This is a genomic window from Burkholderia sp. SJZ089, from assembly GCF_007828315.1.
GTDB lineage: Bacteria > Pseudomonadota > Gammaproteobacteria > Burkholderiales > Burkholderiaceae > Burkholderia > Burkholderia gladioli.
Genome location: NZ_VIUM01000018.1, coordinates 113,786 through 126,251 on the forward strand (window position 1 = coordinate 113,786; position 12,466 = coordinate 126,251).

The 12,466-nt window shown below is 64.9% G+C and carries 9 protein-coding genes; 6 read left to right on the plus strand and 3 right to left on the minus strand.

Going from position 1 to position 12,466, the window contains the following annotated elements; genetic code table 11:
• From FB600_RS38215 to FB600_RS28660, 4 genes are all read left to right on the plus strand, one after another.
• A partial coding sequence (locus tag FB600_RS38215; protein WP_409995283.1) for a YadA family autotransporter adhesin occupies nt 1-4,052 on the plus strand: 4,052 nt, incomplete at its 5' end.
• Nucleotides 4,049-5,197 (plus strand): DUF2827 domain-containing protein, encoded by a 1,149-nt coding sequence (locus FB600_RS28650; protein ID WP_186467886.1) that lies wholly within the window; start codon nt 4,049-4,051, stop codon nt 5,195-5,197. The genes FB600_RS38215 and FB600_RS28650, both read left to right, overlap by 4 nt.
• A gap of 23 nt (nt 5,198-5,220) precedes the next feature.
• Entirely contained in the window at nt 5,221-6,372 is a 1,152-nt protein-coding gene (locus FB600_RS28655) for a DUF2827 domain-containing protein (RefSeq protein ID WP_025101104.1), read from the plus strand.
• 49 nt (nt 6,373-6,421) lie between these two features.
• Nucleotides 6,422-6,946 carry a DUF4019 domain-containing protein gene (locus FB600_RS28660; protein ID WP_103691677.1) on the plus strand — a complete coding sequence of 175 codons (525 nt, stop codon included), beginning with the start codon at nt 6,422-6,424 and terminating at the stop codon, nt 6,944-6,946.
• Nucleotides 6,947-6,976: 30 nt separating this feature from the next.
• On the opposite strand, the gene FB600_RS28665 is transcribed toward FB600_RS28660, so the two are convergent.
• Entirely contained in the window at nt 6,977-7,900 is a 924-nt protein-coding gene (locus FB600_RS28665; protein ID WP_025101102.1) for a LysR family transcriptional regulator, read from the minus strand.
• Nucleotides 7,901-8,014: 114 nt separating this feature from the next.
• On the opposite strand from FB600_RS28665, the gene FB600_RS28670 reads away from it, so the two are divergent.
• On the plus strand, nt 8,015-9,061 hold the full coding sequence (locus tag FB600_RS28670; RefSeq protein WP_013689417.1) for an aldo/keto reductase: 1,047 nt from the start codon (nt 8,015-8,017) through the stop codon (nt 9,059-9,061).
• Nucleotides 9,062-9,176: 115 nt separating this feature from the next.
• Here FB600_RS28670 and FB600_RS28675 read toward each other — a convergent pair whose 3' ends face one another.
• Nucleotides 9,177-10,025 (minus strand): oxidoreductase, encoded by an 849-nt coding sequence (locus FB600_RS28675; RefSeq protein ID WP_186141766.1) that lies wholly within the window; start codon nt 10,023-10,025, stop codon nt 9,177-9,179.
• Nucleotides 10,026-10,259: 234 nt separating this feature from the next.
• On the opposite strand from FB600_RS28675, the gene FB600_RS28680 reads away from it, so the two are divergent.
• Nucleotides 10,260-11,141 carry an AraC family transcriptional regulator gene (locus FB600_RS28680; protein WP_046580090.1) on the plus strand — a complete coding sequence of 294 codons (882 nt, stop codon included), beginning with the start codon at nt 10,260-10,262 and terminating at the stop codon, nt 11,139-11,141.
• A gap of 72 nt (nt 11,142-11,213) precedes the next feature.
• Here FB600_RS28680 and FB600_RS28685 read toward each other — a convergent pair whose 3' ends face one another.
• The gene (locus FB600_RS28685; RefSeq protein WP_105852230.1) at nt 11,214-12,359 is read right to left on the minus strand and encodes a DUF2827 domain-containing protein; all 1,146 of its coding nucleotides are present in this window, start codon (nt 12,357-12,359) and stop codon (nt 11,214-11,216) included.
• Nucleotides 12,360-12,466 lie beyond the last annotated feature (107 nt).

Below are 12,466 nucleotides of genomic sequence, written 5' to 3' on the forward strand. Positions count from 1 at the left end.
CATCGGTTTCGACAGGCATCAGCTCCCTTTCAACATCAGCGTCGACAGGTATCAGTTCACTGTCGACCGGCGTCAGCTCGCTCTCCACGACGATTGGCTCGCTGTCTACCGGTGTCGGCTCGCTGTCGACGGGGATCGGCTCGCTATCCACTGGGTTAAGCAACACGAACAGCACTGTTTCGTCCTTGTCGTCTTCGACTTCGACAAGCGTTGGATCACTGTCGACAGGACTGTCAACGACAACGAGCAATGTCACCTCGCTGTCGAGTGGCCTGAGCTCCACCAACAGCAATGTTTCGTCGCTATCCTCGTCCGTCTCCAGCGGCCTGTCGACGACCAATAGCAACGTCACTTCGCTGTCGAGCGGCCTCAGCTCCACCAATAGCAACGTCACCTCGCTGTCGAGCGGTCTGAGTTCCACCAACAGCAATGTGTCGTCGCTGTCTTCGTCCGTCTCTAGCGGCCTGTCGACAACCAACAGCAATGTCACTTCGTTGTCGTCCGGACTCAGCTCCACCAACAGTAATGTGTCGTCGCTGTCTTCGTCAGTCTCCAGTGGCCTGTCAACGACCAACAGCAACGTCACCTCGCTGTCGTCCGGACTGAGCTCCACCAACAGCAATGTGTCGTCCCTGTCCTCGTCTGTCTCCAGCGGCTTGTCGACGACCAATAGCAACGTCACCTCGCTGTCGAGCGGCCTGAGCTCCACCAACAGCAATGTCTCGTCGCTGTCATCGTCAGTCTCCACTGGCCTGTCAACGACCAATAGCAACGTCACTTCGCTGTCGTCCGGCCTGAGCTCCACTAACAGCAATGTGTCATCGCTGTCTTCGTCAGTCTCCAGCGGTCTGTCGACGACTAACAGCAACATCACCTCGCTGTCGAGCGGTCTGAGCTCCACCAACAGCAATGTCTCGTCACTGTCTTCGTCCGTTTCCAGCGGTCTGTCAACGACCAACAGCAATGTCACTTCGTTGTCGAGCGGCCTGAGCTCCACCAACAGTAATGTTTCGTCGCTGTCGTCCGGCTTGAGCTCCACAAACAGCAATGTTTCGTCGCTATCCTCGTCCGTCTCCAGCGGTCTGTCGACGACTAACAGCAATGTCTCGTCGCTGTCCTCATCCGTCTCCAGTGGCCTGTCCACGGCCAACAGCAACGTCACCTCGCTGTCGTCTGGCCTGAGCTCTACCAACAGCAATGTCACGTCACTGTCGTCCGGCCTCAGCTCTACCAACAGCAACGTCTCATCGCTGTCGTCCGGACTGAGCTCCATCAATAGCAATGTCACTTCGCTGTCGTCCGGCTTGAGCTCCACCAACAGCAATGTTTCGTCGCTGTCTTCGTCCGTCTCCAGCGGTCTGTCGACGACCAACAGCAACGTCTCGTCGCTGTCGAGCGGCCTGAGCTCTACCAACAGCAACGTCTCATCGCTGTCTTCGTCTGTCTCCAGTGGCCTGTCCACGACCAACAGCAACGTCACTTCGCTGTCGTCCGGACTGAGCTCGACCAACAGCAACGTCACCTCGCTGTCGTCAGGCCTGAGCTCCACCAACAGCAACGTCACCTCACTGTCGAGTGGATTGAGCTCCACAAACAGCAATGTCTCGTCTCTGTCCTCGTCTGTCTCCAGCGGTCTGTCGACGACCAACAGTAACGTCACTTCGCTGTCGTCTGGACTGAGCACCACCAACAGCAACGTCACCTCACTGTCGAGTGGATTGAGCTCCACAAACAGCAATGTCTCGTCGCTGTCCTCGTCTGTCTCCAGCGGTCTGTCGACAACCAACAGCAGTGTCTCATCGCTGTCCTCGTCCGTTTCCAGCGGTCTGTCGACGACTAACAGCAACGTCACTTCGCTGTCGTCCGGACTGAGCTCCACCAACAGCAACGTCACCTCGCTGTCGTCTGGCCTGAGCTCCACCAACAGCAATGTCACTTCGCTGTCGTCAGGCCTGAGCTCCACCAACAGCAATGTCACTTCGTTGTCGTCCGGCCTCAGTTCCACCAACAGCAATGTCACCTCGCTGTCGTCCGGCCTGAGCTCGACCAACAGCAATGTCACTTCGTTGTCGTCCGGCCTCAGCTCCACCAACAGCAATGTCTCGTCGCTGTCTTCGTCGGTCTCCAGCGGTCTGTCGACGACAAACAGCAACGTCTCGTCGCTGTCGAGCGGCCTGAGCTCCACCAACAGCAACGTCACTTCGCTGTCGTCCGGCTTGAGTTCCACCAACAGCAATGTCACTTCGCTGTCGTCCGGCATCAGCTCCACCAACAGCAACATCACTTCGCTGTCGTCTTCGACCTCGACCAGCGTTGGCTCGCTCTCCACCGGCCTCTCGACCACCAACAGCAACGTCACTTCGCTGTCGTCCGGCCTCAGCTCCACCAACAGCAACATCAGCTCGCTGTCGTCCTCGACCTCGACCAGCATCGGTTCGCTGTCCACCGGCCTGTCCTCGACCACCAGCAGCATCGGCTCCCTGTCGTCGGCAACCGGTTCGCTGTCCACCGGCCTGGTGCAGACCAACAGCAGCGTCGCCTCGCTGTCGACGTCCACCTCGTCGAGCGTCAGCTCGCTGTCGACCTCGGTCAGCTCGATCGCCAACTCGTCGGGCAAGATCGGCAACAGCGTGGCTTCGGCACTGGGCGGCGGCTCGACCTACGACCCGGCCACCGGCACGCTGACGGCGCCGACCTACACGACCTACAAGGCCAACGGCACCACCGCGAACGTCGACAACGTCGGCGATGCGCTCGACAGCATCAACTCGAACGGCATCAAGTACTTCCACACCAACTCGACGGGCGCGGATTCGATCGCCACCGGCGTGGACAGCGTCGCGATCGGCCCGAACGCCGTCGCGAACATCGACAACTCGGTGGCCATCGGCAGCGGTTCGATCACCACCACGGCGGTGCCGGTGAGTTCGACGACGGTCGGTGGCATCACCTTTGGCAACTTCGCCGGCAGCAACCCGGCCGGCACGGTGAACATCGGCGCGCCCGGTTTCGAACGGCAGTTGACGGGCCTCGCCGCCGGCCGGATCTCGGCCACCAGCACCGACGCGGTGAACGGCAGCCAGCTGTTCCAGACCAACGCGGCGGTGGCCTCGCTGTCGAGCAGCCTGAGCAGCGCGGCCGGCGCGTTCTCGAGCTCGGTGGCCTCGCTGTCCACCTCGACCTCGACTTCGCTGAATGCGCTGTCCTCGTCCACCTCCACCTCGCTGAGCTCGCTCTCGACGGGAGTGTCCTCGACCAACAGTTCGGTCTCCTCGCTGTCCACCTCGACCTCGACCACCACCGGCTCGCTGTCCACCGGCCTGTCGAACACGAGCAGCAGCGTGACGTCGCTGTCGACCGCCACCTCGACCAGCATCGGCTCGCTGTCCACCAGCCTGTCGTCGACCAACAACTCGGTCACCTCGCTGTCCTCGAGCCTCGGCACGGTCAGCGCCCAGGTGGCCTCGCTGTCCACCACGGCGGCCAACAACACCACGCGCTCGCTGAGCGCCGGCGGTTACGCGGCCGACATGTCGGCGCCGGGCGCGCAGGCGCCATCGGTCAGCGCCGGCTCCAACTCGGTGGCGCTCGGCCAGGGCTCGACCGATGGCGGCCGATCCAACGTGGTGTCGGTCGGCAGTTCGACCCAGCAACGCCAGATCACCAACGTCGCGGCGGGCACGGAAGGCACGGACGCAGTCAACCTCAACCAGTTGAATGCGCTGTCGACTTCTATGTCACAATCCTTCTCCGGCCAGCAAAGCCAGCTCAACCTGCTCGGTTCGCAGCTCGCGCAAACCCAGCAGGCGGTCCAGCAGACCAACCAGATGGCACGGCAGGGGATCGCCGCCGCCACGGCGCTGACGATGCTGCCGCAGGTGGAGCCCGGCAAGACCGTCAACATGGCGATCGGTGTCGCGCGCTTCGCCGGCGAGTCCGGCATGGCGTTCGGCGCAAGCGCGCACGTGACGACCAACGGCATTCTGAAACTGGGCATCGGCGTCTCGGGCCAGAACAAGACGTACGGTGTTGGATATGGATACAGCTGGTGATCGAATCCTTGCCATCGTCCCCCGCGGGGGGACCTGACAGGCGCCTGACCGTCGGCATCTCGCTGTTCGCGAGAGACGGCCAGGCGATCTGGGAAAACGGTATTCATCAGAACATCGCCTTCCTGGCGATGATGCTTCGCAAATCCGGCCGCATCGGCCGGATTTATTTCCTCAACGGCGGGGATGCCAAGCAGATCCCCACCGGCCTCGATTTCGGCGGCCTCGACGTCGAACTGGTCAATCCGCGCGACGTCTCGCACCAGCTCGACGTGGTGATCGAGATGGGCGCCCAGTTGCAGGTGGACTGGCTCAAGTACATGAAGACGCTGGGCAAGAAGCTGATCATGTGCTTCGTCGGCAACGTCTACGCCGGCCTCTGCGAAACGCCGATCTTCAACCAGCCTTCGGGCCACATCTTCAACGGCGGCCCCTACGACGAAGTCTGGATCCTGCCCAAGGACGACAAGACGGCCAAGCCGCTGCTGCGCACGCTGATGCGCGCGCCGGTCTATTCGATGCCGCATATCTGGTCGCCGCATTTCGTCGATCGCCGCATCGCCGCGCTCGCGCAGGAAGGCATCCAGTTCGGCTACCAGGCGGGCCGCCGCACCGACTGGCGGCTCGCGATCCTCGAACCGAACATCTCGGTGGTGAAGAGCTGCCACTACCCGATGCTGGTCGCCGACGAGTTCTACCGCGCGCAGCCCGATGCGGTGAAGCACATGTTCGTGATCAACTCGATGCACATGAAGGAGCACAGCACCTTCGTGCATTTCGCGAACAGCCTCGACCTGGTGCGCCACCACAAGGCCACCTTCGAGCCGCGCGTCGAGCTGCCCTCGTTCCTGGCCCAGCACACCGACGCGGTGATCTCCCACCAGTGGGAGAACCCGCAGAACTACCTCTATTACGACGTGCTGTACGGCGCTTATCCGCTGATCCACAATTCGCCGATGCTGGGCGACGCCGGCTACTACTATCCGGAGTTCGATTCAGCCACGGGCGGGCGCGTGCTGCACCAGGCCTGGCGCGAGCACGACGCCAACCTCGACAGCTACCGCGCGAAGGCAAACGCCCTGCTGCAGCGCGTGTCGATCGATAATCCGGCGAACCTCGACGCCTACGTCGAGCGCCTCCTGGCCTGACCGATTTCCGCGGGAGAACCTGCATGTCCGATATTCCCGTCCGTGATCTTCCGAACGGCGGCAAGCGTCTCGTCGTGGGCGTCTCGCTCTATGTGCGCGGCGCAGGCCAGTCGCTGTGGGAAAACGGGATTTTCCAGAATTGCCTGCTGCTGGTGCTGCTGCTGCGCCAGTCGCCGCTGGTCGGCGAGGTGCTGATGGTGAACGGCGGCAACAACGAATCCGCCGACCCGCAGATGATGCTCGACGAGTGGCAGGTGCCGCTGGTCTCGATGGACGAGGCCATGACGCGCTGCGACGTGCTGATCGAGATGAGCGCGCAGTTCAACGCGAACTGGATCGCGGCCTTCCGCGAGCGCGGCGGCAAGGTGGTGACGATGCGCGTGGGCAACGACTACGTGATCGACATCGAGCGCGCGATGTTCGACAAGCCCTCGGGCTTCCTGTTTTCCGGCGCGCGCTACGACGGCGTCTGGACCATTCCCGAGTTCGAACACTCGTGCCGCCACTACCTCGAATCGGGCCTGCGCCGCGAGGTCACGATCGTGCCGCACATCTGGCATCCGATGCTGTTCGACAAGGCGCGCAACCAGCTCGAGGAAGGCCGTTCCTACGGCTACCAGCCGGGCCGTTCGCGCTGGCGCGTGACGATGTTCGAGCCGAACATCTGCATGGTGAAGACCAGCATCATCCCGATGCTGATCGCCGAGGCGGCCTATCGCGAGCAGCCCGCCTTCGTCGAGTTCGTGCGCGTGTGCAACACGCTGCACATGAAGGACCACACGACCTTCGTGCATTTCGCGCGCAGCCTCGACATCGTCAACCACAGCCTGGCGACCTTCGAGGGGCGTTTCGCGATCTACGAGTTCATGTCGCATCACGGCGACGTGGTGATCTCCCATACCTGGGAAAACGCCCAGAACTACCTCTATTACGAGCTGCTGTACGGCGGCTATCCGCTGGTCCACAACTCGCCCTTCCTGGGCCCCTGCGGCTACTACTACCCGGATTTCGACTGCGAGGAAGGCGGCCGCCAGTTGCTGCGCGCGTTCCGCGAGCACGACGCGAATCTCGAGGCTTACCGCGAGCACGCGGCCCATCTGCTGCACTCGGTCGACATCCACAACCCGGACAACGTCGCCGCCTACACGGAAGCGCTGGCCGCGCTCTATCGCTGAGGCAGCGCCCTAGCCAACTCGCCACATCGACTTCGAACCCGGAGGCCACTTGAAATCGATCCTCGTCCGCTACGCCACGCTCGGCGCCCTCGCCGCCCTCGCCCAGCTCGCGCAGGCCCAGACGCCGGCGCCGGCCGCCGCGGCAGCCGGCAATGCGCCGACGCTCTCGCTCGCGCCCGTCAACGCGGGCACCTCGGCCGACGAGCTGCTGCGCAACGCCGACTTCGCACTCCAGATGATCGATACGGGCCGCTTCCACGACCTCTACACCGACGTGGCGCCGTTCGTGAAGCAGCGCTACGACGAGCAGCATTTCTCCGACGACACGCGCCAGTCGCGTCAACTGGTCGGCGCCATCAAGAGCCGCGGCTGGGCCGCCGTCACGCGCATCATCTACACGGGCGCCAAGGACGTGCCGGACGGCCTTTATGCCAACGTCGACTACGCCACCACGCAGACCTCGGGCAAGGTGGTCTACGAGAAGGTCAGCTTCCGCCTCGAGAACGACGGCCGCTGGCACCTGACGGGCTACGTGCCGCGCGTCGCGCAAGGGCCGATTCCGGGCAGCCAGTAAGCCCGCGGCGCCTCATGGCCGGGGGCCTGCTCAGGCCTCCTCCTCGCCGTCGAAGTGCGGCTTCAGCAGCGCCTCGATCCAGTCCATGAAGGCCCGCACCCGGCGCGACAGGTTGCGCCGGTGCGCCACCACGAACCAGACCGGCAGCGAGGCCGGACGATACTCGGGCAGCACCTCCACCAGTTCGCCGCTTTCCAGGTAGGACAACAGCCGCCAGCGGCTCGCCTGGATCAGCCCGATGCCGGCAAGCCCCGCCGCGTGATAGGTCTGCACGCTGTTGACGCTGAGTGCGCAAGGCAGCGCCAGCGTGGCGGGCCGCCCGCGCTCGACGTAGTCCCACACGGTCGGCCGGTTGGCGAAGCTCATGGTGTAGTTGACCAGCCGATGGCCCTGGGTGGCCAGTTCGCGCAGGTTGCGCGGCACGCCATGGCGGGCGAGGTATTCAGGGCTTGCCGCGTTCACCATGCGCAGGCTGCCGAGCCGCCGCGCCACCAGCGATTCGTCGACGATCCCGCCGATCCGCAGCACGCAATCGATGCCCTCCTGGATCAGGTCGACGCGCCGGTCGGTGCTCGACACCTCCAGCGCCAGCTCCGGATGCATCGCGATGAAGCCGGGCAGCGCCGGCACCAGCACGCTGCGCGCGATCTCGCTGGGCAGGTCCACGCGCAGGCGCCCGCGCAGCGGCACGTCGTGCTCGCTGGTGAACATCGACTGCAGCGCCTCGGCATCGGCCAGCAGGTCCTGGGCGCGCTGGTAGAAGGCGTGGCCGTCCTCGGTCAGTTGCACGGTGCGCGTGGAGCGGTGCAGCAGCCGCGCGCCGATCTCAGCCTCCAGCGCGCGCACCGTGTTCGAGGCGCGCCCCTTCTGGATGCCGAGGCTTTCCGCGGCACGCGTGAAGCTCGCCATCTCGGCCACCCTTACGAAGATCCGCAGCGCGTCCAGGTTCTGCATTGTGATGTTTGAAAATAACAGTGCGTTCAGATTAGCGCACTTTATCGCATCGAGCCGGGGGCGCATAGTGAGCGACTCACGGCCGGCGCCGCCGGCTGAACGACGGAGAACACGATGCGTTACAACCAGCTTGGCAATACCGGACTGTTCGTGTCCGAGATCTGTCTCGGCACGATGACCTTCGGCCGCTCGGGCCAGGACGGCATGTGGGGCAACATCGCCGGCATGGACCAGGCCACGGCCGACGCGATCGTCGAGCGCAGCCTCGCCGCCGGCGTCAACTTCATCGATACCGCCGACATCTATTCGTTCGGCGAATCGGAGGAGATGCTGGGCCAATCGCTGAAGAACCTGTCGGTACCGCGCAAGAACGTGGTGCTGGCCACCAAGCTGTACAACCCGATGAGCAGCGGCCCCAACGATCGCGGCACCTCGCGCGTGCACATCATCAACTCGCTCGAGGCCAGCCTCGAGCGCCTGCAGACGGATTACATCGACCTGTACCAGATTCACGCCAACGACACGGTCACGCCGATCGATGAAATGCTGCGCACCTTCGACGACCTGATCTCGCGCGGCCTGGTCCGCTACATCGGCGTGTCGAACTGGCAGGCCTGGCGCATCGCCAAGGCGCTCGGCGTGGCCGAGCGGCGCGGCTACGCGCGTTTCGAATCGGTGCAGGCCTACTACTCGATCGCCGGCCGCGACCTCGAACGCGAGATGGTGCCGATGATGAACGAGGAGAAGGTCGGCCTGATGGTCTGGTCGCCGCTGGCGGGCGGGCTGCTGTCGGGCAAGTACGGCCCGGGCTCGAACGACAACGAAGGCCGCCGCGCCACTTTCGATTTCCCGCCGGTCGACAAGGATCGCGCCTGGGCCTGCGTGGCCGCGATGCGCCCGATCGCCGAGAAGCACGGCGCAAGCGTGGCCGCGGTGGCGCTGGCCTATGTGCTCGCCAAGCCCTTCGTGACGACGGTGATCGTCGGCGGCAAGCGGCTCGAACAGATCGAGCAGAACCTCGGCGCGGTCAAGCTGAAGCTCGACGCCGAGGACCTCGCCAAGCTCGACGAGGCCAGCGCGCTGGCGCCCGAGTATCCGGGCTGGATGCTGTCGCGCCAGGCGGTCCATCGCGTGCCGCAGCCGTTCGAGCCGAAGGCCTGAACGAAAGCGGGGCCGACCTCGGTCGGCTCTCGTGAAAACGGGCCGGCGCCGCGATGATGCTGCACCAGCCCGTGTCGCTTGCCTCCGGCGCGAGGCCGGGGTCAGCCAGCCCTCGTCAGGCAGCCGGGAAGTCGGTGCTCTGCGTCAGATCCTTCCACTGCTCGAACCCGCTGCGCAGCGATTCGAGCTTGGTCTGCGCAAGTTGATAGGCATCCGAACCAAGCAGCAGGCGCAGCGGCGGATGCTCGGCTTCCACGGCGCGGATGATCGCCGCCGCGCCGCGCACCGGGTCTCCCGGCTGCGTGCCCGAATAGGCACGTGCCTGGGCACGGCGCTTGCCGGCCGTCTCCGCGTAATCGTCGATCACGATCTTCGACTCGATCACCGAGCGGCCCGCCCAGTCGGTGCGGAAGCGCCCCGGCTCGACGATCGTCACATGGATGCCGAGCGGCCCGACCTCGGCCGCCAGCGACTCCGAGAAGCCTTCCACGGCATGCTTCGAGGCATGGTAGTAACCGGTCGCCGCGAAGGCCATCAGCCCGCCGATCGACGACACGTTGACCACGTGTCCATGCCGGCGCGCGCGCATGCCGGGCAGCACGTGGCGCGTCAGCGAGAACAGGCCGAACACGTTGGTCTCGAACTGGCGGCGGATCTCGGCGTCCTCGCCCTCCTCGATCGCCGAGAAATAGCCGTAGCCGGCATTGTTGACCAGCACGTCGATGCGGCCGAACTTCGCCTCGGCATCCGCCACGGCCCGGCCGATGGTGGCCTCGTCGGTGACGTCGAGCGGCAGCACCAGCGCGCGCTCGCCATACGGCGCGGCGAGCGCCGCCAGCTTGCCCGGATCGCGCGCCGTCAGCACCGCGCGGCCGCCCTGCTCGAGCACCTGGCGGGCCAGTTCATGGCCGAAACCCGTCGAACATCCCGTAATGAACCAGACGTCTTCTTTCTTCATCACCACTCCTTGGGAAAGATCGGATCGACAGCCGGCAGCCCGGCTGCATGAGACGTATGTTGCGCCGCGGCGCGTCGGCGGCGCCAGCGAGATCGCACCAATCTTTTGCGCGATACTGCCAATCGCATCGGCAGGATCGCGAAGCATCGGCCGTGCCGTTGCACGATCCTGCCGAATGTCTTAGGGTGACGCGATCCGCCGAAACGAGCGCCGGCTCGTCAGGCCCCAGTGGAGACGACCATGGACCCCTTGCTCGACCCGATACGCGATGCGATCGAACGCCACTGCGCCTCGCCGCACCAGGCCACGCCCATCCCGGGCCTGACGATCTTCCGCATGACCAGCACCACGCCGCCCGATCGCGCGCTCTACAACCCGCGCCTGCTGCTGATCGTGCAGGGCGCGAAGTCGGTGGCGCTCGGCGAGCTGTCGTTCCGCGCCACGCCGGCGAACTTCCTGCTGGTGACCGTCAACATCCCCGTCACCACCCAGATCGAGGTAACGCCCGACGGCCGCCCGCATCTCGCGCTGACGCTGAGCCTGGATCGCGCCCTGCTCGCCGAGGTGCTGCAGCGCGTGGCGGCCGAACCGGTGGCCACCGCCTCGCCGGCCGCGCTGGCGGCCGCGCCGCTGACCGACGCGCTGCTTGAGCCCTTCTCGCGCCTGCTGCGGCTGCTCGACCATCCCGACGAGATCGACTTCATGGCGCCGCTGATCGTGCGCGAGATCTACTACCGCCTGCTGACGGGCGCGCTCGGCGAGACGCTCACGCAGTTCGCGCTGAACAGCTCGCACGTGGCGAAGATCGGCCGCGTCACGGACTGGATCAAGCATCACTATGCCGAGCCGATGAGCATCGAGGCGCTCGCCGAGCTGGCCGGCATGAGCGTCACGTCCTTCCACCGCCACTTCAAGAACCTCACCTCGATGACGCCGATCCAGTACCGGATGCAGATCCGCCTGCGCGAGGCGCGGCGCATGCTGATTTCGGAAGGGGAAGGCGCCGGGGCGATCGGCCTGAAGGTGGGCTACGAGAGCCAGTCGCAGTTCAGCCGCGACTACAAGCGCCTGTTCGGCGCGCCGCCCGCAAGCGACACGGCGCGGCTCGCCAATGGACGATAACAACGGGCGATAGCGGGGGGAAGGAGCAACGGGGATGACGAGGGCGGCCGGCGAGGGCCGCCCTGCTTCGTCTCAGGCAGCCGAGCCGTTCACCAGGTTGGCGAGCAGCAGGTCGTAGTCGGCCACCAGGGCCGGGTTCTTCGAGGTGTAGCGGCGCAGCAGTTCGCGCTGGCGCCGCGCATAGTGCTCCCAGTCGGCGTCGTGCTCGCGCAGCACGCGCGCGAGCAGCCCGGCGCCGGCCTGCACGTCGTTCTCGGGGTAGTAGTAGCCGAGGTCCTGCACCAGGTGCGCGTTGTGGACCAGCGGATAACCCTGCCAGGCCACGTCGAAATAGAAGTAGTTGAGCGGGTTTTCCCATTGGTGCGAGACCACCACGTCGGTGAACTCGGCCAGGAACATCGGCGTGTCGTAGCGACCGACGAAGCTGGCCTTGCTGGCCCGCACGATCTCGAGGTAATTCATCAGCATCACGAACTCCTGGCTGTGATGCGCGATGTGCTCGGCATTGGTGACGTGCGTAAACGAGATCGCATCGGGGTCGCGCCGGAACACCTCGTCGATGATCAGCATCGGGTAGAGGCAGAACTTCACCACGTCGTGGTTCGGCTCCATCACCGTCAGGCGTTTCGCCGCCTGGCCGCTGGGCCGGTACTCGCCGTTCTCGCGCAGCGGCCGCGCGCGCTCGGTGAGGAACATCGGATCCCAGACGAAGGGCACCACGCGCCCCGGGCAGCGCCGCAGCGATTGCAGGAAGGGCAGCGAGGACGGCGCGATCTGCGGAATCGCCCAGATTTCGTCGTAGCCGCGATTGATGAACAGCGTGTCCCACAGCTTGCGGCCGAACAGGATCGATTGCGTGGCGTGGATGTATTCGAAGCCGCAGCAGTAGCTGACGATCTTCACGCCGCGCGCCTTCAGGTAGGCGGTCTGCTCGCCGTCGATCTGCCCGCCCAGCTCGATCAGCACGTCGAGCGAATCCTTCATCTCGGTGAAGCTGCGCGTCTCGAAGATCCTGCGATCCCAGGGCAGCGCGTCGCTGAGCACGACGTCGGTGGTGTTGACCAGGGTCACGCGATAGCCGCGCGAGGATTTCATCAGCAGCTTCGCGAGATAGAGCGCGTTCTGCTTGATGCCGTTGATCCAGAGGCTTTCGTTCGGCTCGCGCAGGCCGATCGTGATACCGATACGCAGGCCGTTCAAATCGACAGGAGCAGTCATGATGGGCGGGCGAAAAAGATGTCGCGGTGCGGCGCGCACGCCATGCCGGCGCTGCATGGCCGGCCGCGCACTGGCCTGGGTTCAGGGCCGCAGTCTAACCGAGCCGC